Source organism: Longimonas halophila (assembly GCF_002554705.1).
Classification (GTDB): Bacteria; Bacteroidota; Rhodothermia; order Rhodothermales; family Salinibacteraceae; genus Longimonas; species Longimonas halophila.
Window position 1 is genome coordinate 49533 of record NZ_PDEP01000011.1, and the last position, 23719, is coordinate 73251.

Consider the following 23719-nt stretch of genomic DNA (forward strand, 5'->3'; position numbering starts at 1 on the left):
AGGCCGTCCCCGATCCGCATCTCATTTTAGATTCACTGTATGTCCATAATTTGTAACGAGTGGCTCGCTCGGGTTCGTATAGTCGTAACAAAGCCGAAGTCGACGTAACACAGGATAGGAGCAGCGACTTTAACAGTCACACAATATTCAACGCTTACTTAACTTGACCCCCACAGACGTCATGAACCGGATACAACAGTGGATTGCCTGGCTGCGCGACAATCCTGACGTCGTGATCGACGTGATTCGGGTCTATCTGGGCTTCGGCCTGTTTGTGCGCGGAATGCTATTCATCTCTCATGCTGATGGCGTAGCCGCCCTCGTGGACCTGTCTGAGTTCTCGCTCACCTCTGCCGCGCTGGTGCACTACGTCACGTTTGCTCACCTGCTGGGCGGGGCCATGCTGGCCGTGGGGCTGTTTACACGGTTTGCGGCCCTCATCCAAATTCCGGTGCTCATTGGCGCAGTGGCTCTGGTGCATGTGCAAGAGGGCCTGCTGACTGCGGGGCAGTCGCTGGAGTTTTCGGCGCTGGTGCTGTTTCTGCTGGTCGTCATCTTTGCGTACGGAGCCGGGCGTCTGTCGGCCGATGCGCATGTCTTCTCGACGAGCAATGAGGAAGATGCTGTGCCTCGTCCTGACTTCATGAAGCCCGAAGAGATCCGCAAGCGCGCTGCGGATATGGAGCCGTCTGGTGCCCCCGTTGCATCAGCCAACATAACGGCGTCGGATGCGGACACGACAACGGCTACGACCGCGGACACCTGTACCTGCGGACACGACCTGAACCATCCACGCGTGGTGGCAGAGCCGCGCTACAGCTTGTGGTCTGGGTTTTTCTTTATGATGGGCATATCGGCGCCGGTGAAGGAGGTTGTCTTCTACTGCCAGGAGTGCGGCACGATTATGAAGCGCACCAAAGACCCGGCTATGCTGCGCCGCTACCGCTGGCACACGGGGTGAGGATTCAGCAACACAACACACGTTGTCTTAAGAGATGCGCAGTGCAGGAGCCCAGGGCGGCTGCACTGCGCTTTTTTGTGGGAAGGGTCAGTTGTCGTCAAGATCCAGTTCGTGCATGCGCTGTTCGGCTGCATCAAGGCGGTCGAGGCAGCGCTGGGCCAGCGTGACGCCTTCCTCGTAGGCGTCGAGGGCATCGTCGAGAGGCGGCGGGTCGGTTTCGAGCTGGTCCACAATAGCTTCGAGGCGAGTCAGGTCATCTTCGAAGGGCTGGTCGTCGGGGGCGGAATCGGCAGGCATAGCTGGGCATGTATGGTGGGGAGTAGGATCCGTTGTGCATCCGCCTGTACGAACCGGACCGTAGCAAGATGCATCTTCTATGCGCACGATTTCGTTGGGAGGACCAAATCGCTTTGTATCCCAACAAACAGAAAACACGTATGGATTTGCGACTGACGGACCGCGTGGCGCTTGTAACGGGGGCCAGCCGGGGCATTGGGGCGTACATTGCCGAGGCGCTGGCGCGTGAAGGCTGTGCCGTGGGCATCTGTGCGCGCTCGGAAGAGGACCTGACGGAGACGGCCGATCGCATCCGCAAGGCGCATGGCGTGCCGGTGTATGGGGAGTCGTGCGACCTGACGGAGCCGAAGGCGCCCCGGGCGTTTGTGGAGCATGCTGTTGAGGCGCTGGGCGGCGTGGATATCTACGTGGGCAATGTGGGCGGCAACCAGCGCGGCACGTTCATGGAGGTGTCGGATGCGGACTGGGACGACATCATTGACCTGAACCTGAAGTCACACATCCGCACCAGCCGCGCGGCCATTCCGCACATGCGCGATGCAGGCGGCGGGTCGATCTGCTACATCAGCTCGATCTTTGGGCGCGAGTTGGGTGGGGCCGGGCTGTCGCTCTACAACACTACCAAGTCGGCGCTCATCAGCATGGGCAAGGTGATGGCGCAGGAGCTAACGCCCGAGGGCATCCGCGTGAATACGGTAGCGCCGGGGTCCATTCGCTTTCCGGGCGGCAGCTGGGACCGCCGCGTGAAGGAGGATCCGGAGGCGATGCAGCAATTCATTGAGGAGAATCTGCCCATTGGGCGTTTCGGACGCGCCGAGGAGGTGGCCGATGCTGTAGCGTTTCTGGTGTCGGAGCGGGCGAGCCTCATCACGGGTGCCTGCATCAACGTGGATGGCGGGCAGTCGCACTCGCTGATTTAACGGCATGTGCAGGTTTCCTTTCCCCTTGCTGATCGCCTTGTGGCAGAATACGCGGTCCTGGTATCCCCCATTCCCTTACGCTGTTCGGGTCTTTCCCCCTTCGCGAAGGGGAGACACGAGCATCAGCGACTGACGAAGCGAAGCGGCGTACATGTCGCGCAGCGACAAAGGGGGATGCCCGCCCCGAAAGGACAATGGGAAAACTTGCACACCGCGTTATTTAGGACTTATCTCCACAACCCAAGAAGACGATCAAGCGCCACGGGAAGCCGCCTGGAGCACAGGCGGCTTCTGCAGTCTACCGCTGTGCGTTCAGCGCCCAGTCGTACGGCAGGTAGGCAACGGTGTAGGTGCCGTTGCGCAGAGCTTCTTGCACCTCGGGGTCGTCTATGTACGGCGCAATGTACTGCTGTACGGCCTCGGCATCCGGCCCAAAATCGGCCTGGTACCAGTCGAGCAGGCGGGATACGCGGATGGTGTCTTCCGTTGCCGGGATCTGGTTGAGAGCCGGGTTGTGCAGGAAGGCGCGGGTCTGGTCCTCCAGCTGCGCGTCGAGGGCGTGGCCCGTGTAGGCTTCGCGGCGCAGGGGCGGACAGCTTGCGGCGGCGCAGACCAGCGCAAAGTGGATGCGCGGCTCGTCGAAGCGTTCGCGGATGATGCCGTGCTCAATCTCGTCGAGCGTGCGCATGGTATCGGCCACCGTGCCTACAGGCAGTGCGAACGGACTCTCGGTGGTGGTCTCAGGTGTATTGCCGGGCGTGATGCTCCAGATGGTGTCGACGGTGTCGTGCTCCAGAATGAGCGCCATGGTCAGCGCGTTGTAGGCGTTCATCCAGAATGCGAGGCGCTCATTGCGGGAGAGTGTCTCCAGATTGGCGGTGGCGAGCTGCTCCAGGTACGGGTCGAGCGTGGTGGCGCGATCGGTGCGAAGCTGCGTGTAGTCGACGCGATGCTCGGCATCTACGTAGGTGCCGAGCACATCGGTGAATGCGCTGTGGTCAACGGGCTGTGCGGTGGCGGGGATGCTCACGCATAGCGCACAGAGCAGGAGCACTGGCATCCAACAGCAGACTTGAACAGAGCGCATAAGCATAGGGGGATGAGAAGGCATCGGTCAACGATGTGGAGAGTTCGCATCCCCCAATGAACATGTAGAACATGGTAGGAGATGCGCAAGCGGTGTATGCTACGACGGATGAGCGACGGATCTGTTACAGCAGCGTGCGGTACGGTTTCGCGTCTTTGTTGTCTGCTCATCTGTGCCAATACCACGATGCCGCATCTGCACATTCCTGACATGACCGCCTATCGCGATTCCGTCAATGAGGCTGCCACGTTTGTGCGCAACGCGCTGGGCACAACGCCGGTGCCGCCGGTGGCGCTGGTGTTGGGCACTGGACTGGGCGCGCTGCACGAGGACATTGAGGTGGAGGTGCGCCTTCCGTATGCCGACATCCCAGGGTTCCCGACGTCCACGACGTCAATGCATGAGGGCGAACTGCTGATGGGGCGGCTGGGCGCAACGCCGGTGCTGGCCATGAACGGGCGGATGCATCTGTACGAGGGCTACACCGCGCATGAGGTGGCCTTTCCGGTGCGCGTGCTGGGCGTGCTCGGGGTGCAGATGCTGCTGCTCTCCAACGCGGCTGGTGGATTGAATCCGCAGTACGCCACGAGCGATGTGGTGCTCATCACCGATCACATCAACGAACAGAGTACCAATCCGCTCATTGGGGCAAATGTGGAGGCCTGGGGCCCGCGCTTTCCGGATATGAGTGCGCCGTACGATCCGGAGTTGTGCGGGCTTGCACGAGACGTAGCGTTGGAGCAGGGGCTGGAGCTCCACCGAGGCGTCTACCTGGCCGTGCCGGGGCCAATGCTGGAGACGCGGGCCGAGTATCGCAAAATGCGCGATGCAGGGGCCGACCTGGTGGGTATGAGCACCGTGCCCGAGGTCATTGCAGCGCACCACATGGGCGTGCGCTGCCTGGCGGTCTCTGTTGTGACTGACATGTGCCTGCCCGACGCGCTGGAGCCTGCTACGCTCGATGCCATTGTGCAGGCCGCCGACGAGGCGCGTCCGCAGGTAGGCACGCTCTTTAGGCAGCTGGTGCAGCAGGTGGGGGCATGACGCGTGTAGCTTGTGCTACTGCACCCGTGCAATCCAGTCGGAAAAGGCGTTCAGGAAGCGCGTCAGGTAATCGCGGGTCGCCTTGTCGATGAGCGCGCCGTCGTCGAACTTCTCGTGGGCGCGGGCCATCAGCATCTGGGGCTGTGGCATGCACAGGGCGTTCACGGCATCGAGCGAGGGGCGCAGCTGGCTCTGTGCGCGGGCGGTGCCGGTTGAGCCGGGGCTGGCACCCATGATGGCGGTGGGCACCGCTCCGATGGGGGCCTCGCGTGGCGGACGCGACAGCCAGTCGATGGCGTTCTTAGTAACGGCCGGCACGCCGTGGTTGTACTCGGGCGTGGCGATGAGCAGTCCGTCGGATTCACGCAAGGCGGCGCCCAGATCAGACACCGCCTCGGGAAGACCCTCAGCCTCCACATCCGCATTGTACAGTGGCACGTCATCCAGATCGAAAATGCTGATTGACAGCGTATCAGGCGCTATGTCGCGCGCAGCACGAAGCAGCGCCCGGTTGTACGATTCCTGGCGCAAACTGCCTGCGATGCCAAGTACAGAGAAGGATTCGGTATCCATGCGTTGAAAGCTGAGGTAGTCCAAAAAAGGGTGAGATGTGCCCTGCCAACAACTCACTGCGGCGGCATGGATTGGTCGCGTTCGAGGCGGGAGCGATTCCAGTCGCCAAGGGTGGCTCCGGCCTCGTACGTGCTCTGCAAGAATCCGCGCAGTGTGGCATCGGGGTTGGCGGCGGTGCGTACGGCCTCGTAGGGCAGCACAAACTCGCCCAGGTCGCTGTGGTAGTAGGCCGCCTCGGGCGTTACGTCGGCGTCGCGGAAGCCGTCGGGTTCGGGGTACATGTACGTGTAGAACGCGGCCTCGCCCACGCCTGCACCCGGCCAGAATCCAGCGCTCGACAGTTCGTGGGAGTACGCTTCTTCCATCACCCAGTCGGCACAGTTGGGCACGCCGCCCGGATGCTCCGGCGCCTCGCGCCCGGAAAAGCGTGTGGCCGCGAGGTCGAATGCGCCCCAGAACAGATGCACGGGACTGGCTTTGCCCAGGAAATCGGCCCGGAATGCCTTGAGCACGCGTTCGGCCTGCACCAGGGCCCGCCAGAAGCGATGCATCGCGTTGGCGTCGTAGGCAGCGTGCGTGGTATCCTCAGCAAACGGAATTGCCTCCTCGACTTCCACCGGACGCGCCATGATCTGTACGGGCACGTCCAAGGCTGTTAGCGCCTGCATCATCGCATCGTAAAACGCTGCCACCGTCATGGGGCGCAGCGCAAGGGTTCGCTCGTCGCCGCGCGAGGTACTAATGCGCAGCACATGCGCGACCCAGTCGATGTCGATCGAGAACGGACCATTGTCATGCGGAATCGACGAGGTGGTGAGACCACGTGGGGTCATGTAGAGCGCCGAGCCCCACGAGTGATTGATCCACGGGCTCTGCTCAAGACGAATCTTGCCAATGATCTGCAGCCACATGTGCACGGTCGTGCAGGTGGCTTCCCACTCCGCAAGCGGAGGGAGGGCGGGCCACTTCGACGTATCAGACATAGGGGATTGGGCGATTGGGATCCGAAACGAGTGGACAACTCAGAGTAACACACGGTCCGCTGTCGTGCAAGCCTGTATAGCATGACGTCCTTACAACAGCATACCCATGGCCAGCCACAGGGGGCCCGTTAGGCTACAGCGGATGCCGTGGTGGCCTCCTCCAGCAGCCGTTTGCGGGCCGTTTTTGCGGTTTCGGCGGTGCGGAGGGACTCGACGGCTTCATTCGTCTGAATAAGTTCGGCGGCTGCCGCCAGGTGTTGCAGATACCAATCGGTAGGTACGGTGCGCGGCACCAGCAGCACCAGCACCACATGGACCGGGCCGCTGGTGTGCTTCGGGCGCACGCCGTCGGCGCTGATGCCGACGAGGAGCGACGACTGCTCTGCATGCCGCGTGTGGGCGGCGTAGAGCGCTACGCCTGGACGTAACTCCGGCGCGTAGCCTTCAGCATCCAGCAGGCCCGGAAGTACGGCTTCGATGATATCGGGGCGGTCGCCAAGGGCACAGCGCATGACGTGGCGGAGCATGTCGTCGGTATCGACATCAGGCATGCCCATGACCACGCACTCGGGCCGCAGTGCCTCAGATAGCACGCCAGAGTCGATGCGGTCGGGTCGGCTGCTGGGAGCCGGGGCAAACCGCTCTTCAGACATGTAGACCGTGAGGAACGTGTGGTCGGCAAAGCGCTGGGCGATGACGCCCGGCAGCCGGTCGAGGCCGGGGCGCCAGGCAATCGACCCCTCGCGCTCGTTCATGAGCACCAGCAGGTCGTTGGGCTCCACCAGATCGTCGAGCGTGTGCACGAGCTGTCCCCACTGCTCCATCGACTGGGTGGCCCACGGCACCGAGGGTTTGGTGGCGTCGATACGCCGGGACAGCGGCTCTATGGAGGCCTCGGCGGCGACCACGATCAGGTCGAGACCTGCCTGATTGCACAGCACTTTGAGTGCGCGCATTGCATCCGCAAACCCCGATTCGCGATCGGCATACGGCGGCACCGCCAGCACCATGCGGGTGTGCGTGTTCATGGGATGCGCAAAGCGGCTCACGATAATCATTTGACGGGTGCGCTCCAGCAGCTGATCGAGCACACTGCCAAAGATGTATTCACGTGCAGTGCTCTGCCCATGCCATCCAATGACCACCGTCGAGATGCGATCTTCTTTGATGGCTCGCACCATGCCGTTCACCACGTTGTAGTCGATGCGCGTGCTCGGCATCACCGGCACTTCGGAGGCTGCAGCATGCAGCACCGCCTTGCTAAGCATCGACTCGCCATGCGCCACATCGCCCTCTACGTTGGGGCCGTCGCGGACGACCGTGGTGGGGTAGATGGCTTCTTCGGAGGCGTCGGCGCGCAGCAGCACGGCCACATCCATCAGGTCGTTGGCGGATTCGGGGTTGGCCAGGGGCACCATGATGCGCTGTGGCACATCGGTCGGGTTGTAGGCGGCGCGTTCGGCCTGTAGCGCCAGTTCGCGCCCGTACTTTTCGACGAGCGACGGCCCCAGAATGCTTGTGGCCAGAATCAGAAGAATGACGGCGTTGACCAGGGCCTCACTAAAAAGGCCCATTTCGAATCCGATAAGCGTAACAGCGAGCGTGGCCGCCGCCTGTGGGGTAGAGAGGCCGAAGATCACCCAGCGTTCGGTGCTGGAATAGCGGTAGATCCACTGCACCGCTTGTGCGGCGATGAACTTGCCGCCCCACACCATGGCCGTGAGCAGTCCGGCCAGCAGCCAGACCTCCAGGCCCTGCACCAGCACCGAGGCATCCACCAACATGCCCACTGAAATGAGGAAGAACGGGATGAACAGCGCATCCCCCACGAACTTGATGCGCAGCATAAGCGCGCTGCGTTCGGGCACCAGGCGGTTTAAGGCAATACCGGTCATGAATGCGCCGATGATGGGAGCCAGGTAGACCAGTTCGGCGGTGTAGGCCGCCACAAACACGACGGCGAGCAAGAACACGAACTCCATGTCGGCCTGGCGGTCGGAGCCCTGAAAGAAGGCGCGTCCCAGGCGCGGAAGCGCAAAGAAAATGACGACGCCGTACCCGCTTACAAGCACCACAAACTGGATCCAGAAGAACAGCCCGCTCTCGCCCGAGACCAGCGCCGACACAATCGCCAGGATGAGCAGCGAGACCAGGTCGGTCACCATGGTGCCGCCCATCGTCATCGTGACGGACGGGTTTTTGGTGATGCCCAGGCGCTCGGCAATCGGATATGCCAGCAGCGTGTGCGAGCCTACGACGGCGCCGACAAGGAGCGAGGTCATCAGGTCCCATTCCATGAGGTAATGGCCCGCACCCAACGCCAGGAGTTGCGGCATCAGAAACGAGATGAACCCAAACACGAAACTGCGTCCCTTCTGCTGCGCAAACTGGTTCAGATCCATCGACAGGCCCGCCGTGAACATGAGATACAGCAGACCCACCGTGCCCAGTAGCTCGAACGTGTCGCCGCGTTCAAGCAATCCGATGGCATTGGGTCCCACAACGGCTCCGGCCACGATGAGGCCGACCAGCCCCGGCACTCCCAGACGCCGAAACAGCATGGGAGCCAGCAGCACGATGAGCATCACCGTAGCAAAGATGAGTACCGGGTTGGTAATGGGAAGTGCGATCATATGTATCGGAGGCGCCCGAAAACGCCATTGGTCTCAAAAAAGCAGCACCTGCCGCAACGCAGATGCTGCACGACAGATGCTGCATAATAGGCATTTGGCGGGCCGTTCGCAGATGCGAGGCGCGGCTCATGCTGTGAAGATCGGGCGCAGATGCGCTCAACGGTTTACCGATGCTCGGGGTTGGGATGGTCGAAGCGGCAGCCGGCCTCCCATTCGGAGCGCTGATTGCCATGGGCGGGGATGCCGCCCGCCTGCTTGATCATGTGCGCCATGTGCATCAGATTCCACGTCATGAACGTAGTGTTGCGTTGCGTAAAGTCGTTGTCCTCACCCGCGTGGGTCCCGTCGTTGCGCTCATCGCCGTAGCTGAGCCCCGGTCCGGCTTCGCCAATCCACCCGGCATCGGCCTGCGGCGGGATGACGTAGCCCAGGTGCTGAAGTGCGTACAGAATGCCCATCGAACAGTGCTTGATGCCGTCTTCGTTGCCGGTGATGAGGCATCCGCCCACGCGGTCGTAGTAGGCGTACTGTCCGCGGTCGTTAAGCTCGCTTGACGTGGCGTAGAGCCGCTCAATGACCTGCTGGCAGACCGACGACTTCTCGCCCAGCCAGATGGGCGAACCCAGCACCAGAATGTGGGCGGCCTGCACCTTTTCGTACAGCGCGGGCCAGTCGTCGGCCTCGGCACCGTGCTCGGTCATATCTTTGTAGACCCCGGGCGCCAGATCCAGGTCAACCGGACGCACAATGTCAACGTGCACATCGTTTTCGCGCATAATCTCCGCTGATACGTCGATCAGCCGCCGCGTGTGCGAAGACTGCGGCGACGGCTTGAGCGTGCAGTTGAGGAAGAGCGCACGGAGTCCGCTGTAGTCGTGGGGGCTGTCGTCGCAGAGCGCTTGTTGCTTATCGGTAAGAGCCATAGAAACAAGTTACTAAAGAAGTCAGGGGGATGCGATAGGTCCACAGTGTAGCGGGGGCATGATGTCATCCAACCAGGCCATGCTGTTCGGACGGTGGGCTCAGGAGGCGTGCAGGGGTTCGTGATGAAAGAGGCTCTCGGCATCCACCTGAAACACCGATCCATTGGGCACCGCCTGCCAGTCTTCGTCGGTGATGCGTTCGGAGGCAAGGACCGTAGCCTGGTATGCGCTGGGGGCCGCATCGGTGTGGGTGGTGTTGCAGATGGGACACAGGTGCGGGGCGTCGCGCTCTACGCGCCAGAGCGTGCGGTTGAGGCGCGACCCGGCCAGCCCCGAGCCGTCGATCCAGAGCAGATTCAGCGCGAGCGTGCCATGCAGCACAGCATCGGGCACCGCCTCCAGATCCGCAAACGACCGATCCGACACCGCGGCGTCGACCTCCGCATCCACCTGATGGCACCACTGCTGTACCTGCTGCACCGCGCGGCGTGTGATGGTGGTAGGGGCGGCGTCGGGCGCTTCGTCGCGAAGTTGAAGCAGCAGCGCCAGCACGTGCTCGCTGTCGGTATCGCCCTGGATAGCCGCTCGGTGTTCGCGGTCCAGCCGCTTAAGCAACAAGGGGCGCACCTGCTCAAACGCCGGGATGTGTCCGTTGTGGATGAGCAGCGCGTTGCTATGCCGAAACGGATGCGTGTTTTCTGGTGCAGGCGTGCCTACGGTAGCGCGGCGCACGTGCGCTATGAGTGTCGTGCCGCGCAGTTTGAGTGCCTGTGCGCGGTAGTCGGCACTTTCTGAAGCGGGGCCGACCTGCCGGAAGCACTCCGCCGTGCCGTTCTGCCGGCGGGCCAGCCCCCATCCGTGCGGATTGGCGAGTCCGCGGGCATCCTGCCGACTCTGGTCAATGAGCGCGTTCTGCGCATCGAGCAACTCGCACGTCGCGGCAGTGGGATGCGAAGCTTGGAGTCCGTACAGACGGCACATGGCAGATTCGGGATCAGGATAGGAAGGGCACGCAGGGTTCGATGCGTGAAGCGCTTCGGCGCGGCGTTACAACATTTTGAGCGTGCAAATAATGTGAACCTTGCGGATGGGGGCTCGTTTTAAGAAATCAGTGCTATAACCAACATGCCATCTGTCTACGCCCGCTATGCCGATCGACACGCTGAAATCCAAGCGCCGCCTGGTCGAGGAATATGGTCTGGATGACCGGCAGGCCGAGGGCATCGTGGAGCTAATCGCGCAGTCCGAAGAACGCGGTGCCACCGCCAGCGATGTGGACGTCGCCAAGCGCGAAGTCCTGTTGCGCTTGCAAGCCACCGAAGAACGCCTGGAGCAGCAGTTGGAGTCGGAAATCGCGGCATCGGAGCAGCGGCTGGAGTCGAAAATCGTGGCGTCCGAGCAGCAGTTAGATTCAAAAATCACCTCTACTGAAAAGCGGCTTGGGAAAAATATCGAGCAGCTCCGCCTTGAAATGGAGCAGATGCGCCGCCAGATGTTGCAGTGGATGCTCGGCATTGCAGCATTCATCACCGTGCTACTCACGCTTTTCGAGTATGTGCTGTAGCTTTTGCCCATTCCTTGCTTCACCATTGCTGAAACTGAATCGCTATGCCGATTGACACGCTAAAATCCAAACGCCGCCTGGTGGAGGAGTACGGCCTGGACGATCGGCAGGCCGAAGGCATCGTGGAGCTAATCGCGCAGTCGGAAGAGCGCGGCGCTACCGCCAGCGATGTGGAGGCCGCCAAGCGCGAGATCTTGATGCAACTGGAGTCTCAGATTTCTGCCACACGAAGCGACCTGGAAGCGCAGATTGGGTCTGTGAAGGGTGACCTGGAAGCGCAGATTGGGTCTGTGAAGGGTGACCTGGAGGCGCAGGTTGGGTCTGTGAAGGGTGACCTGGAGGCGCAGGTTGGGTCTGTGAAGAGTGATCTGGAAGCACAGATTAGATCTGTGAACAGTGATCTGGGAACGCAGATCACTTCAACGGAAGAACGCTTGCGTCTTGAGATCGAAAAGATGCGCCGCCAGATGCTGCAGTGGATGCTTGGCATCGCCGCGTTCATCACCGTGCTGCTCACGCTCTTTGAGTATGTGCTGTGAGAGACGCACCGCACGACCGCTTTTCTTGTGTGCTCTCCACACGCTTTTCCCGCATCAAAGCCGGCCCGGCCGTTGATAACGACCGGTGCAGGAGCCTATCTTGCGTGTGGTTCTTCGTTCGCATTTTTGCTGCATCGTTCTGCCTCTACCTGTGGATACCAAATATATTTTCGTAACTGGCGGCGTAACATCGTCGCTGGGCAAAGGCATTTTTAGCGCATCGCTGGGACGCCTCCTCGAAGCGCGTGGGCTGCGCGTCACCATTCAGAAGTTCGACCCGTACATCAACGTGGATCCGGGCACGATGAATCCGTACGAGCACGGCGAGGTGTTCGTAACGGATGATGGGGCCGAAACCGATCTGGATCTGGGCCACTACGAGCGTTTCCTGGGGCGGCCAATGAGTCAGGCCAACAACGTGACCACCGGGCGCGTCTACCTGGAGGTTATCACCAAGGAGCGCGAGGGCGCCTACCTGGGCAAAACCGTGCAGGTGGTGCCCCACATTATCGACGAGATTAAGCACTGGATGCGCAAGCTCGGCACCAGCGGCGACTACGATGTCGTCATCACCGAGATTGGCGGCACCGTGGGCGACATTGAGAGCCAGCCGTATCTGGAGGCCATCCGCCAGCTTCGGAACGAGCTCAAGCCGCATACGCTCATCGCCCATCTTACGCTCGTGCCCTACCTGCGCGCCGCAGGCGAGCTGAAAACCAAGCCCACGCAGCACTCCGTGAAAACGATGCTCGGCTACGGCCTGCAGCCCGACCTGCTGGTGTGTCGCTCCGAGCAGCCGCTTGACCGCTCCATCCGCGAGAAGATTGCGCTTTTCTGCAACGTGCCGCCCAATGCGGTAACGCCCATGCTGGATGCAGAGACCATCTACGAAGTGCCGTTGTTGCTTCAGGAAGAGGGACTGGGCACGCTGGTCGTCGATCGCCTCTTCAGCGAGGCCGAGCAGTCGAACATGACTTCAGTGCCGGACTTGAGTGCCTGGATCGAGTTTCTGCGCCGCCTCAAAAACCCCGAATCCACCTTAACCATTGCGCTGGTCGGCAAGTATGTGGAGCACCAAGACGCGTATAAGTCGATCACGGAGAGCCTGATGCTCTCAGGCGTGCCTGAGGGCTTGCAGGTCGATATCCGGTTTGTGCTGTCGGATACGCTGACATCCGACAATGTGGAGGAGCATCTCGGTGATGTGGCGGGGGTGCTCGTAGCTCCTGGGTTCGGCGATCGTGGTGTAGATGGGAAGTTGGAGGCCATTCAGTACGTGCGCGAACGCGACATTCCGTTCTTTGGCATTTGCCTGGGGCTGCAGTGCGCCGTGATCGAGTACGCGCGCAACGTGTGCGGTTGGCCAGAGGCGCACTCGACCGAGTTCGACAAGGATACGCCGCATCCGGTCATCGACCTGATGGAAGAGCAGAAGAACGTGTCGGAGCTCGGCGGCACGATGCGGCTCGGTCAGTATGCCTGCGACATCTACCCTGAATCGACCGCAAACGATGCGTATGGAGCCGACACCGTGCAGGAGCGCCATCGTCATCGCTATGAGGTGAATAACGTGCTGCGCTACAAGCTGCGCGAGGCGGGGATGCACTTCACCGGCATCAACCCGGACCTGGATCTGGTCGAGATTGTGGAGCTGCCCGAAAAACGCTGGTTTGTGGGCGTACAGTTTCATCCCGAGTACCGCACCACCGTGGGCAACCCGCACCCGCTCTTTCGCTCATTCGTGCAGGCGTGTGCCGCCTATGCAACCGAGCGTGACCTGCTCACCGATCCAACGCCGCCCCAACCCCACGAGGTGAATCCACTGGCCTCTGCAGATATGTAGTTGTCCGGAAACCACATAATAATACAGGCTCCTCTTTAGGCAGGTGGATCCTGGATGCATGCGCCAGAGCCGTGAAATCCACCGTGAAACGTTCGCTATGGCTTGACATTTGCCTTAGGTGCCTTACCTTGCAAGGCTACAGTATGCCGAAAATCGAATGTGCATTCCGCCAAGGCCGTGCGCCACGGTGGGGGCTCCTTGAAGCCGTCTTCTCCTGCCTCAATCTCGCTTACCCTCTGTCTGTATGCCGAATGGCTCTGCATCCTCCGGTTCTGCGTCCGGTGCCTACGCGACGGACTACCACGCGCCTGTAATGGCTTCCGAGGTGTGCAGCGGGCTTATTACTACGCCTACCGGGTGCTACGTGGATGCTACGGCGGGCGGAGGCGGTCACACAGAGGCCCTGCTCGACGCGCTGGCACCGGAGGGACGCGTCGTGGCGATTGACCAGGACCCCGAGGCGCTCCGTGCGGTGGGCGACCGGCTATCCGGCGCAGTGAAGGCCGACCGCCTGCACCTGGTGCGCGGCAACTTTCGCGCACTGCCGCGCCTGCTTCGCGATGCAGGCTTCAGCGAGGTCGACGGGCTGCTGCTCGACCTGGGCGTGTCCTCGCATCAGATTGACGTACCCGAGCGCGGGTTCAGCTTTCAAGCCGAAGGGCCGCTCGACATGCGTATGGATCCAGAGGGGCGTCTTACGGCGCGAACTATCGTGAACGAGTGGAGCCACGGCGATCTGGCCGATGTGATGCGCCGCTACGGCGAAGAGCGCTACGCCGGGGTGCTGGCCACCGCCATCCTCGAAGCGCGTCCGCTCGACACCACCGCCGAGCTAACTAATGCGATCCGCGAGGAGGTGCCCGATCATGTCGTCACCAAAACGCTGGCACGCGTCTTTCAGGGGCTGCGTATTGCTGTGAATGGCGAGCTGGAGGCCCTTGAATCGGTGCTGGAAGACAGCGTAGAAGTGTTACCCACAGGGCGGCGCATAGCCGTGCTGAGCTACCACTCGTTGGAGGACCGCCGCGCCAAGCGGTTTCTGCGCTATGGCAACTTCGACGGCACTCCGCAGCGCGACCTGTACGGCACGCTCATTGCTCCTTTTGCTCCGATTGACGCCTCGCCCCAAACAGCAACCGAGGCCGAGATTGAGGCCAACCCACGGGCTCGAAGCGCCCGCCTGCGCATCGCCGAGCGCCAGTCTAACGCCGATGCGGGTCCGATTATGCCGTAGCACCTATCACATTGTTTTGCTTGCTCGATCTCCATGCGATCTCCTGTGCCCTCGCCATCCGCATCGCCCGACCTGAATGGTTCAGAGGCGTCTTCAGACAACAACTGGAGGCGACACGGCACAGCTCTGCCCAGTTGGACCGACCTGGAGCATACCAATGCACGACGCCCCAAACCAACATCCGATCGCCCCTTCCTGGAGCAGATTTCTACCGTTCGGTTTGCCTTTTTTGTTGTGATTCTGGCAGCCTCCTTTACGGCATACGTCGGTCATGTACATGCTACGCAGGAGCTTCTGGCGGATGTGCAGCAAGCTCAGGCGGAAAACCGATCGCTCCATATCCAACATAACTACCTGCAAGGGGCATACGCTCGCAAGACCGGCCCGGCGCAGGTGCATGACCGCGCGCGAGCAATGGGTATGCAAGAAACCGTCTCGTTCGGGCGGCCCGTGCCCATGCCCTAACGCCGTCTATCGGGGTTCCGCCGTTTCGTACTGTTCTAACTCACTGCCTCCTGCTCCCCTGTGAACGCACGCGACGCCATACACATCCGCATCTATGTGGTCCTTACGCTGCTGGGCCTGGTGCCGCTGGTGATTGTGGCACGCATAGCATTTATCCATCTGGCCGAGGGGGACGAATTGCGCGCGCAGGGGCAGCAGCAGGCACGTTCGGAGCAGACGATTCCTGCCATGCGGGGTGCGATTCTGGATCGCAACGGCCACGCCTTGGCCATCAACACTGCTGAGTATGATCTCGGGCTCGATCCCACGATCGACGGCTTTGCTGAACAGGCCGAACGCTTCTACGCCGCCCTGGGCGAGCTGACGGGGCGCAGCGCTGATCGCTATCGGCAGCGTGTACGTACCCGTGCCAGTTCGCAGTACGTGATGTTGGTGCGCGGCCTGAATGAAGAGCAGCGCTCTACCGTGGAGCGGTGGGATGTACCGGGGCTCATTGTAACCCCGCGCTTTGCACGCACCTACAGCCATGGCACGACCGCTGCGCATGTGCTGGGGCATGTGGGAAGCGATGGCCAGGGGCTGGCCGGGCTGGAGCTGAGGTATGACGAGTATCTTACGGGCACGCCGGGTTCGCGTGCGGTGAAGCGCGACCGACGCGGGCGCATCAAGGCAATGGTAGGTGGGCGCGAGGTGCCGCCCGAGCAAGGCCAAAGTCTTGTGCTTACCATCGACCGAATGCGGCAGGTGGCACTCGAAGATGAGTTGCAGCGCGGCGTAGAGGCGCAAGGGGCATCGTGGGGCACGGCCATTGCCATGGATCCGAATACCGGGGCTGTTTTAGCTATGGCCAACACGCCCACCTATAACCCAAATCGCGCCGCGGCGTACTCCGAGCGCCAGCGCCGCAACCGCGCTATTACCGACCGCTTTGAGCCGGGCTCTACGTTCAAGTTCGTAACCGCCGCCGCCGCTCTCGAACGCGACTACGTGTCGCTTAGCGATACCATTGACACCGGCGATGGCTGGGCCGTGTACTCGGGATACACCATGCGCGACATCAGCGCATACGGCGCGATTCCGTTCCGCGAGGTCCTCTCAAAGTCGAGCAACGTAGGCACTGCCGAGGTAGCGCAGCGCATTGAGCCGGGCATCTTGTACCAGTACGCGCGCAACTTTGGCTTCACGCAGCCCACCTGGATCGACCTGCCCGGCGAGGCCACCGGCGTGGTGCGCCGCCCCTCGGAGTGGAGCCGCACCACGCGTACCTCCATGAGCATCGGGTACGAAGTGGCCGTTACACCCATCCAGCTGCTTACAGCCTACAGTGCGGTGGCCAACGGCGGTACGTTGCTACAGCCGTATCTGGTTGACGAGCGCCGCAATTACAGAGGGAAAACGCTATGGACGGCCCGGCCCGACACCGTGCGCCGTGTCATCACGCGCGAAACGTCCCGCCAGCTTACCGATGCTCTGCAAGACGTCGTGGAAGACGGAACGGCTACCGCTGCGGGCATTGCCAGCCTGCCCGTAGCCGGAAAAACAGGCACCGCACTCGCCACCGAGAACGGAAGCTACGTGCGCAGCCAGACCCGCGCCTCGTTCGTGGGCTGGTTTCCGGCCGATGACCCCGCTGTCGCCCTGCTTGTGCTTGTCGGTGCCCCTCGCAACGGCATGTATGGCGGTGATGTGGCCGCCCCGATTTTTAACCGCATTGCCGAACGCTGGCTGACTACGCTGCCCGAGGTATCCAATCGGATGATGCAAGCCGCTCGCCGTCCCGATACCAATGAAGCCGATGACCCCGGCTCTGCAGCAACCGCCTCCGACGCGTCCTCGTCCGAGTCTGCCCCACCTGTAGCCGCCGCCACGCTGCAGGTCGACGACCCTACCGTGCTGCCCGACTTCCGCGGTGTGTCGACCCGCCGGGCGGTGCACTGGTTGGACGCCAAGGGCATTCAGGTTACGCTCGAAGGCCGCGGCACCGTAGTCCAGCAGTCGGTGGCCCCCGGCGCAGCCCTCCCCAATGCCCTGACCCTGACGAGCGAGTAACGGCTATGGATTCCCCTGCACCGCCTTCTCCGACCTCATCCAATACGCCGCCGCCTGCGCAAACGCTGCGGTTTGCAACACTTGTGCAGCGCCTTCGAAGCGCTGGGCTGTTGGATGCTGTGGTAGCGGGGTCCACCGTTAACCTGGATGCCCCCCATACGCTTGTGCACGTAGCCGACGACAGCCGCCACGTTCGCGAGGGGGCCTGCTTTGTTGCCGTGCCCGGCCACACGACCGATGGCCACGCCTACATCGGTGCTGCCATTGAGGCCGGAGCCACGGCGGTTGTTGCCGAACGCCTGCCCGAAGACGCTCGCACTGCGCATTCCGCCGTACGGTTTGTGCGCGTGTCCGATGCCCGGGCGGCGCTGGGGCACCTGGCTGCCGCCTACTACGGCGACCCGGCCGACGCGCTTACCATGATTGGCGTGACGGGCACCAACGGCAAAACCACCACTGCCTACTTGTTGCATCATGGCCTGAACGCCATTGGAGCAACTGCCGGGCTCATCAGCACGGTGGAGGTGCGCACCGGCACGCTCTCGGTGAACGCCGAACTCACCACACCGGGCCCGCTCGACCTGCACCGCACGCTCCGCCGCATGGTCGATGACGGATGCACCGCCTGTGCCATGGAGGTCTCCTCGCACGCACTTGCACAGGCGCGCACCACGCCCATCGAGTACGATGTGGCGCTTTTCACCAATTTGACAACCGATCACATCGACTATCACGGCACCCCGGCGGCGTATCAAGCCGCCAAAAAAACGCTCTTCGACGACCTGCCCGATTCGTCCACAGCAATCTACAACCTCGATGATGACGCCGGCCCCGCGATGGTCGCCGATACCGCCGCCACGACGCGCTCCTACGGCACCGATGCCCAGGCCAACATCCGGATGGAGGCCATTGAGGACGCGCTCTCGGGCCTTTCGATGCGTCTGAACGGAGCGCCCGTCACGTTTCAGCTCACAGGCCGCTTCAACGCATACAACCTGGCTGCGGCCTATGGCGCGCTGCAAGCCGTGGGCGCCTCGGGCCCCGAAGCGCGGCAGGCCCTGGCTACAGCACCGCCCGTACCCGGACGTTTCGAGCGTCTCGACATGGCCTCGGGTCCAACGGTCATTGTCGACTATGCGCACACGCCGCATGCCCTCGAATCCGTCCTGCACGCGTTGCGTCCGCTGTGTCCCGCAAATGGGCAGCTGTGGTGCATTTTTGGATGCGGAGGCGACCGCGATACCGGAAAACGTCGCACCATGGGGGCCATTGCCGAGTCGCTCGCCGATCGCCTGATCGTGACCAACGACAACCCACGCACCGAAGACCCGCACGCCATCCTCAACGACATCCGGCGCGGCATGAGTCGACCCACCGACGCACAATGGATCCCCGATCGCGATGCTGCTATCGAGGCGGCGGCCCGCCACGCCCAACCCGCCGATGTGGTGCTCATTGCGGGGAAAGGCCACGAAACGTACCAGATTATCGGCACCGAGCGGCGCGCGTTCGATGATCGCGCCGTAGCCCAGCGGCACTTCTCGGCTCATCATGCTCCTTCCTCTGCCTCCACCTGACCCCACCGGGGTTGTGCCCTGCGCCCGCGAGCACTTCGCCTGTCTGATGCTTCCCTCTGCATGCTCTACGAACTCTTTGCCTTTTTGCAACGCACGCTTGACCCACCGGGCTTCCAGGTCTTCCAGTTTATTACCGTGCGCGCTTCGCTGGCGGCACTCACCGCGCTGGTTATTGCCCTTTTTGCCGGGCGTCGCATCATCCGGTGGCTGGAGCGGCAGCAGTTGGGCGAGCGCGTGCGCACCGGCACCGAATCGGGCACAATCGACCACGCACACAAGGCCGGCACGCCCACCATGGGCGGACTCATCATCCTGCTTTCGCTTTTGGGCAGTGTGCTGCTCTGGGGCGACCTGAAGGAGCCCTACGTGTGGCTGGCTATTGCCGCGACGGCATGGATGGGAGCCGTGGGCTTCGCTGATGACTACATCAAGACCGTGCGGAAGCAGAAAGAGGGCCTCTCGGCGTGGACGAAGATTGCGGCGCAGGTAGGCATTGGCGTCTTGGTGGGCAGCGTGCTCTACTTCACCCCGGCCTTTGCCGAATACAACAGCCTTACGTATCTCCCCTTCCTGAAAAATCGCGCGGTCGACTACTACTTCTTCCGCGACTGGATTGCTGGCCCCGACATCGGCTGGATCGTCTACATTCCGGTGGTTACGTTTATCATGACAGCCGTCTCTAACGCCGTCAACCTAACCGACGGGCTCGACGGTCTGGCCGCGGGGGTTACGGCGTTTGTGTCGCTCGGACTCATGGCGCTGGTGTACGTGTCGGGCAACGTGAATCTGGCCTCGTTTCTGAACGTGATGTACCTGCCCGGCACGGGCGAGCTGACCGTGTTCTGCGCCGCCATGACCGCAGCCTGCTTCGGCTTTCTGTGGTACAACGGATACCCCGCGTCCGTCTTCATGGGCGATACCGGCGCGCTGGCCCTGGGCGCTGCCGTTGGTGCCATCACGCTCATGGTGCGCAAAGAGCTGCTGCTACCGCTGCTGGGCATCGTATATTTTGCGGAGGCGCTCTCGGTCATCATTCAGACCAGCTACTTTAAGTACACACGCCGCAAAACCGGCACCGGAAAGCGCATTTTTCGAATGGCCCCGCTGCACCATCATTACGAAACCAAAGGCACGCACGAAGCCAAGATCGTGACGCGCTTCTGGATCATCACTGCGCTCACGGTCATTGCTGCGCTGCTCACCCTGCGCATCCGCTAAACCGCTGCATCCAGCTCAGGCTTTCCCACACGCGCTTTCTGTGCACGATTCTCGTTGCTATGCCTCCTTCGCTGTCCGACAAAGCTATTACGATTGTAGGTGGAGCCCGGAGCGGGCAGGCCGCGCTGCGCCTTTTAGCAGATACCGGGGCACATCTTTTCCTAAGCGAACATGGTTCGGGGGATGACAAACTGCGTGCGTTGCTCGACGAGCAGAACACAGCCCACGAGCTGGGCGGCCACACCGAGCGCGCCCTTGATGCCGACCTGATGGTGCTCAGTCCGGGTGTGCCCTCAGATGCGCCGGTTGTGCAGCAAGCCCACGAGCGCGGGGTGCGGGTCGTCTCCGAAATCGAGATGGCCGCCTGGTTCTGCGAGGCGCCCATTGTGGCCATTACTGGCACCAATGGCAAAACCACGACCACCGAATGGACCGGCCATGTGCTACGCACCGCCTGGCAGGATGCCCCTGAGCGTGCGGTAATTGTAGCAGGTAACGTAGGCGTGCCGTTTAGCGACCACGCCCGTTCGGCAGGACCCAACGATGTGGTGGTGCTCGAAGTGTCCAGCTTTCAGCTCGATCACGTAGATGCGTTTCGTCCAAGAGTGAGCGCGCTCCTCAACATTACCCCCGACCACCTCGACCGCTACGGCGGCAGTGTGGAGGCCTATGCGGCCAGCAAGGCGCGCATCATGGCGCAGCAGACGGCAGGCGATACGGTTGTATACAACGCTGACAACGAGCGCACCGTGCATCACGTAACGCGCACGCATCCCCCTAAGGCTGCCGATGGGCCTGCACTGGCGGCATTCAGCCAGACGCATCCGCCTGAACGCGGAATCTACGAGTCAGACGGGCAACTCATCCTGCGCCAAGACGGAACTGAAATCCCACTCCTTGCCACCGACGACGTTGCGCTGCGTGGACGCCACAACCGCTACAATGCCATGGCGGTAGCGCTCATTGCGGACGCGATGGACGTGCCGGTTGCATCCATCCGCAAAGGCCTGCGCACGTTTGCGGGGGTGCCGCACCGCCTCGAGTCCGTTCGTACGCACCAGGACGTGCTCTATGTGAACGATTCGAAGGCGACGAACGTGGAAGCGGTAGGATATGCCCTCGAAAGCTTCGCGCGCCCGGTTGTGCTGATTGCTGGTGGGCGCGACAAGGGCAACGACTACGCGCCCCTCAAACCCTTGGTGCAGCAGGGCGTACGTGCCATCATTGCCCTGGGCGAAAGTGCCGATACAGTAGCCCGCGAGCTGGGGCCGCACGCCGACACATGCACCTGGGCTGATACGATGGAGGCGGCTGTGCACACGGCACAGCACCTGGCCCATCCGGGCGACGCGGTGCTGCTGAGCCCGGCCTGCTCGTCGTTCGACATGTATCGCAACTACGAAGAGCGCGGCGACGTTTTTCGTGCTGCCGTGCAGGCGCTGTAATACGTTGCCACAGTACGGGCAACGCCTGCGCATCCCTTTTTTCTACGCTCGACTCCTTCTTCTTCGTGCTTAAGCTCATCGCTGCCCTTCGTGACCGGTTTTACGCGCTTCCGCCCGCCAACAAGTACGTGACGTGGACGGTGCTGGTGCTTTCGGCTGTGGGCGTGGTGGCTGTGTACAGCGCGATCACGTTCTTCGCCGATGTGAACTCAGGCGGCAACACGGAGCTGTTTCTGCTGCGCCATGTGCTGCGGGTGGGCATCGCCCTTCTTGCTATGTTTGCAATGAGCCTTGTTGACTACCGCCTGCTGGCCCGGTACAGCCGCGTGCTACTGGTGGGCGCGCTGGGACTGCTTCTTGTTGTAAAGCTGATGGGGCTGGTTACCGAGGGGCCAGCGCGCTGGATTCGCGTTGGCGGGGTGGGCTTTCAGCCGTCGGATCTGGCGCGGGTGGCGCTGCTGCTCTACGTGGGGGTGCTACTTACCAAAAAGCAAGAATATATCAAGAGCTTCAGCCGATCTTTTCTGCCCGTGCTGGTATGGGTGGGAGCCACTGTGCTACTGGTGGGGCTGGAAGACCTTTCTACCTCTGCGGTCATGGTAATGGGCGTAATTGCCATGTGCTTTGTAGCACGCGTAAGTGCTACGCAGATTAGCACGCTGGCGCTACTGGGCCTGGTGATGGCCGCCGGTCTCATTCTCGCCGAGCCGCACCGCGCGGCACGGGTGGAGTCGTTTGTGGGCGTCGATCTGTTCGATACCACCGATGCCGAGTACGTGCTCGACGAACAGGGCGAGGGCTACCAGGCGCGCCAGGCTCGCATTGCGTTTGCGATGGGGGGACTTACGGGCGTAGGACCCGGCAAGAGCACGCAGCGCGACTTTCTGCCGACCCCGTACAATGACTTCATCTTTGCGATTGTCGCCGAAGAGTACGGTCTGCTCGGAGCGCTCGGACTTCTCTTTGCATTTGGCTTGCTGCTCTTTCAGGGCTTTCTCCGAATCGCCAGAAACGCGCCCGACCCACTGGGAGCGTTTCTGGCCACCGGCTTCACGACCCTCATTGTGCTGTATGGATTCATCCATGCGGGCGTGTCGTGCGGGCTGCTCCCGGTTACCGGACTGCCGCTTCCGTTTGTATCGTACGGCGGTACATCCATGCTGGCCAATGGTGTGATGGCCGGGATCCTTCTCAACATTTCGCGACAGACCTCTACCGACGCCAAATGAGCACTCGTCCTCCCCACATCTTACTGGCGGGCGGTGGCACCGGCGGCCATGTGTATCCGGCGATCGCTATTGCCGACGCCATTCGCAATATCCGCCCCGACGCGGTCGTCGTGTTTGCCGGTACGCGCGATCGCCTCGAAGCCCGGGCGGTGCCACAGGCCGGGTATGCCCTGCATCCGATTACCATACGCGGCTTCCAGCGCGCATGGACGTGGAAGAACCTAACATTCCCGATTGCACTGATGCGCGGGCTGATGCAGAGCTGGCGCCTTACCGGTGCTATTCGTCCCGATGTGGTGGTGGGCACCGGCGGGTACGTGGCCGGGCCCGTTGGGCTGGCGGCATGGCTACGCGGCATCCCGCTCGTGGTGCAAGAGCAAAACGCGTATGTGGGCGTTACGAACCGGCTGTTGAGTCCGCTCGCAGATGCGGTGCACGTCGCCTTTCCGGAAGCTCAGTCCGCGCTCCCCAATGGACGCACGCACCTAAGCGGCAACCCCATCCGCCCCGCTCTGTTAGAGGCCAACCCCGACGCTGCACGCACCCGCCACGGGGTTGCCCCACGCGACATGGTGCTTCTCGTAACAGGCGGGTCGCTGGGCAGTGCCGCGCTCAACGACGCCCTGTATACCCACCACGAAGCGCTGCTGGAGGCGTTTCCGCACCTGCATCTGTGGTGGCAAACCGGCACTCGCTACTACGATGACCTCGACCGCCGCACTGCGGCCCATCCGCGACTGCGGCTCATGGAGTACATCGACCGGATGGACGAGGCATATGCCGTGGCCGACCTGGCCCTGTGCCGGGCGGGCGCGCTCACGTGTAGCGAACTGCTGGCTACCGCCACGCCTGCCGTACTGGTGCCCTCCCCCAACGTGGTGGCCGACCATCAGACCAAAAACGCGCGCAGCCTGCGCAATGCCGGTGCTGCAGAACTGCTGCCCGAATCCGACTTACACGAGCATCTTTTGGATACGCTGCATCCGCTTCTTTCGAATGCGGAGCCCCGCGCCGCGCTGGCCAATGCGGCCCGTACCCACGCCAAACCCGATGCCGCCCGCACGATTGCCCGCGATGTGCTACGCCGCGCCGCTCACTCGTAACATCTGCTTATAGTCGCCTGTTGCCTTCTGCT

21 protein-coding genes are annotated in these 23719 nt (G+C 62.2%); 14 read left to right on the top strand and 7 right to left on the bottom strand.

Features of this window, described 5'->3' with window-relative positions:
* The first annotated feature begins 181 nt into the window (after positions 1–181).
* Positions 182–961, top strand: a complete 780-nt coding sequence (locus CRI93_RS11575; RefSeq protein ID WP_098062803.1) for a DoxX family protein — start codon at positions 182–184, stop codon at positions 959–961.
* A gap of 87 nt (positions 962–1048) precedes the next feature.
* On the opposite strand, the gene xseB is transcribed toward CRI93_RS11575, so the two are convergent.
* On the bottom strand, positions 1049–1258 hold the full coding sequence (gene xseB, locus CRI93_RS11580) for an exodeoxyribonuclease VII small subunit (protein WP_098062804.1): 210 nt from the start codon (positions 1256–1258) through the stop codon (positions 1049–1051).
* A gap of 140 nt (positions 1259–1398) precedes the next feature.
* On the opposite strand from xseB, the gene CRI93_RS11585 reads away from it, so the two are divergent.
* Positions 1399–2178 carry an SDR family NAD(P)-dependent oxidoreductase gene (locus CRI93_RS11585; protein ID WP_098062805.1) on the top strand — a complete coding sequence of 260 codons (780 nt, stop codon included), beginning with the start codon at positions 1399–1401 and terminating at the stop codon, positions 2176–2178.
* A gap of 298 nt (positions 2179–2476) precedes the next feature.
* Here CRI93_RS11585 and CRI93_RS11590 read toward each other — a convergent pair whose 3' ends face one another.
* On the bottom strand, positions 2477–3265 hold the full coding sequence (locus CRI93_RS11590) for a DUF547 domain-containing protein (RefSeq protein WP_245850490.1): 789 nt from the start codon (positions 3263–3265) through the stop codon (positions 2477–2479).
* 186 nt (positions 3266–3451) lie between these two features.
* Here CRI93_RS11590 and CRI93_RS11595 point away from each other — a divergent pair, with 186 nt between their 5' ends.
* Positions 3452–4309 carry a purine-nucleoside phosphorylase gene (locus CRI93_RS11595; RefSeq protein WP_217992535.1) on the top strand — a complete coding sequence of 286 codons (858 nt, stop codon included), beginning with the start codon at positions 3452–3454 and terminating at the stop codon, positions 4307–4309.
* A 15-nt stretch (positions 4310–4324) separates the two neighbouring features.
* Here the strand turns inward: CRI93_RS11595 and CRI93_RS11600 are convergent, their stop codons facing one another.
* The 5 genes from CRI93_RS11600 to CRI93_RS11620 all read right to left on the bottom strand — a co-directional run bounded on the left by CRI93_RS11600 (position 4325) and on the right by CRI93_RS11620 (position 10402).
* A complete protein-coding gene (locus tag CRI93_RS11600) occupies positions 4325–4882 on the bottom strand; it encodes an NADPH-dependent FMN reductase (RefSeq protein ID WP_098062880.1) in 558 nt (185 codons plus the stop codon).
* Between the two features lie 53 nt (positions 4883–4935).
* Positions 4936–5865, bottom strand: coding sequence for a DUF5996 family protein (locus CRI93_RS11605; RefSeq protein ID WP_098062807.1), 930 nt, complete (start codon positions 5863–5865; stop codon positions 4936–4938).
* 128 nt (positions 5866–5993) lie between these two features.
* Positions 5994–8498, bottom strand: a complete 2505-nt coding sequence (locus CRI93_RS11610; RefSeq protein WP_098062808.1) for a cation:proton antiporter — start codon at positions 8496–8498, stop codon at positions 5994–5996.
* Positions 8499–8662: 164 nt separating this feature from the next.
* Entirely contained in the window at positions 8663–9421 is a 759-nt protein-coding gene (locus tag CRI93_RS11615) for a flavodoxin family protein (RefSeq protein WP_098062809.1), read from the bottom strand.
* 99 nt (positions 9422–9520) lie between these two features.
* Positions 9521–10402: a class II glutamine amidotransferase gene (locus CRI93_RS11620; RefSeq protein ID WP_098062810.1), complete on the bottom strand. Its 882-nt coding sequence runs from the start codon at positions 10400–10402 to the stop codon at positions 9521–9523.
* A gap of 166 nt (positions 10403–10568) precedes the next feature.
* On the opposite strand from CRI93_RS11620, the gene CRI93_RS11625 reads away from it, so the two are divergent.
* The 11 genes from CRI93_RS11625 to murG all read left to right on the top strand — a co-directional run bounded on the left by CRI93_RS11625 (position 10569) and on the right by murG (position 23687).
* Positions 10569–10985, top strand: coding sequence for a CCDC90 family protein (locus CRI93_RS11625; protein ID WP_098062811.1), 417 nt, complete (start codon positions 10569–10571; stop codon positions 10983–10985).
* Between the two features lie 44 nt (positions 10986–11029).
* Complete coding sequence (locus tag CRI93_RS11630; RefSeq protein WP_098062812.1) at positions 11030–11524, top strand: CCDC90 family protein; 495 nt, start codon at positions 11030–11032, stop codon at positions 11522–11524.
* A 151-nt stretch (positions 11525–11675) separates the two neighbouring features.
* Positions 11676–13367, top strand: a complete 1692-nt coding sequence (locus tag CRI93_RS11635; RefSeq protein WP_098062813.1) for a CTP synthase — start codon at positions 11676–11678, stop codon at positions 13365–13367.
* A 244-nt stretch (positions 13368–13611) separates the two neighbouring features.
* A complete protein-coding gene (rsmH, locus tag CRI93_RS11640; RefSeq protein ID WP_098062814.1) occupies positions 13612–14601 on the top strand; it encodes a 16S rRNA (cytosine(1402)-N(4))-methyltransferase RsmH in 990 nt (329 codons plus the stop codon).
* Positions 14602–14634: 33 nt separating this feature from the next.
* Positions 14635–15066 (top strand): hypothetical protein, encoded by a 432-nt coding sequence (locus CRI93_RS11645; protein ID WP_098062815.1) that lies wholly within the window; start codon positions 14635–14637, stop codon positions 15064–15066.
* A 60-nt stretch (positions 15067–15126) separates the two neighbouring features.
* The gene (locus tag CRI93_RS11650) at positions 15127–17115 is read left to right on the top strand and encodes a penicillin-binding transpeptidase domain-containing protein (protein WP_245850492.1); all 1989 of its coding nucleotides are present in this window, start codon (positions 15127–15129) and stop codon (positions 17113–17115) included.
* 5 nt (positions 17116–17120) lie between these two features.
* Positions 17121–18692 (top strand): UDP-N-acetylmuramoyl-L-alanyl-D-glutamate--2,6-diaminopimelate ligase, encoded by a 1572-nt coding sequence (locus CRI93_RS11655; protein ID WP_098062816.1) that lies wholly within the window; start codon positions 17121–17123, stop codon positions 18690–18692.
* Positions 18693–18752: 60 nt separating this feature from the next.
* Positions 18753–19910, top strand: a complete 1158-nt coding sequence (gene mraY / locus CRI93_RS11660) for a phospho-N-acetylmuramoyl-pentapeptide-transferase (RefSeq protein WP_098062817.1) — start codon at positions 18753–18755, stop codon at positions 19908–19910.
* A 59-nt stretch (positions 19911–19969) separates the two neighbouring features.
* Complete coding sequence (gene murD, locus CRI93_RS11665; RefSeq protein ID WP_098062818.1) at positions 19970–21355, top strand: UDP-N-acetylmuramoyl-L-alanine--D-glutamate ligase; 1386 nt, start codon at positions 19970–19972, stop codon at positions 21353–21355.
* A 65-nt stretch (positions 21356–21420) separates the two neighbouring features.
* Positions 21421–22584: an FtsW/RodA/SpoVE family cell cycle protein gene (locus CRI93_RS11670; protein WP_098062819.1), complete on the top strand. Its 1164-nt coding sequence runs from the start codon at positions 21421–21423 to the stop codon at positions 22582–22584.
* The gene (gene murG, locus CRI93_RS11675) at positions 22581–23687 is read left to right on the top strand and encodes an undecaprenyldiphospho-muramoylpentapeptide beta-N-acetylglucosaminyltransferase (protein ID WP_098062820.1); all 1107 of its coding nucleotides are present in this window, start codon (positions 22581–22583) and stop codon (positions 23685–23687) included. The genes CRI93_RS11670 and murG overlap by 4 nt, the downstream gene beginning before the upstream one ends.
* Positions 23688–23719: the final 32 nt, after the last annotated feature.

Coding starts and splice junctions, on each gene's coding strand:
- CRI93_RS11645 (WP_098062815.1), top strand. CDS start 14,635: ATGCGATCTCCTGTGCCCTCGCCATCCGCATCGCCCGACCTGAATGGT.
- xseB (WP_098062804.1), bottom strand. CDS start 1,258: ATGCCTGCCGATTCCGCCCCCGACGACCAGCCCTTCGAAGATGACCTG.
- CRI93_RS11575 (WP_098062803.1), top strand. CDS start 182: ATGAACCGGATACAACAGTGGATTGCCTGGCTGCGCGACAATCCTGAC.
- murG (WP_098062820.1), top strand. CDS start 22,581: ATGAGCACTCGTCCTCCCCACATCTTACTGGCGGGCGGTGGCACCGGC.
- CRI93_RS11610 (WP_098062808.1), bottom strand. CDS start 8,498: ATGATCGCACTTCCCATTACCAACCCGGTACTCATCTTTGCTACGGTG.
- CRI93_RS11630 (WP_098062812.1), top strand. CDS start 11,030: ATGCCGATTGACACGCTAAAATCCAAACGCCGCCTGGTGGAGGAGTAC.
- CRI93_RS11590 (WP_245850490.1), bottom strand. CDS start 3,265: ATGCGCTCTGTTCAAGTCTGCTGTTGGATGCCAGTGCTCCTGCTCTGT.
- CRI93_RS11615 (WP_098062809.1), bottom strand. CDS start 9,421: ATGGCTCTTACCGATAAGCAACAAGCGCTCTGCGACGACAGCCCCCAC.
- rsmH (WP_098062814.1), top strand. CDS start 13,612: ATGCCGAATGGCTCTGCATCCTCCGGTTCTGCGTCCGGTGCCTACGCG.
- CRI93_RS11605 (WP_098062807.1), bottom strand. CDS start 5,865: ATGTCTGATACGTCGAAGTGGCCCGCCCTCCCTCCGCTTGCGGAGTGG.
- CRI93_RS11625 (WP_098062811.1), top strand. CDS start 10,569: ATGCCGATCGACACGCTGAAATCCAAGCGCCGCCTGGTCGAGGAATAT.
- CRI93_RS11595 (WP_217992535.1), top strand. CDS start 3,452: ATGCCGCATCTGCACATTCCTGACATGACCGCCTATCGCGATTCCGTC.
- CRI93_RS11620 (WP_098062810.1), bottom strand. CDS start 10,402: ATGTGCCGTCTGTACGGACTCCAAGCTTCGCATCCCACTGCCGCGACG.
- CRI93_RS11655 (WP_098062816.1), top strand. CDS start 17,121: ATGGATTCCCCTGCACCGCCTTCTCCGACCTCATCCAATACGCCGCCG.
- CRI93_RS11600 (WP_098062880.1), bottom strand. CDS start 4,882: ATGGATACCGAATCCTTCTCTGTACTTGGCATCGCAGGCAGTTTGCGC.
- CRI93_RS11585 (WP_098062805.1), top strand. CDS start 1,399: ATGGATTTGCGACTGACGGACCGCGTGGCGCTTGTAACGGGGGCCAGC.
- murD (WP_098062818.1), top strand. CDS start 19,970: ATGCCTCCTTCGCTGTCCGACAAAGCTATTACGATTGTAGGTGGAGCC.
- mraY (WP_098062817.1), top strand. CDS start 18,753: ATGCTCTACGAACTCTTTGCCTTTTTGCAACGCACGCTTGACCCACCG.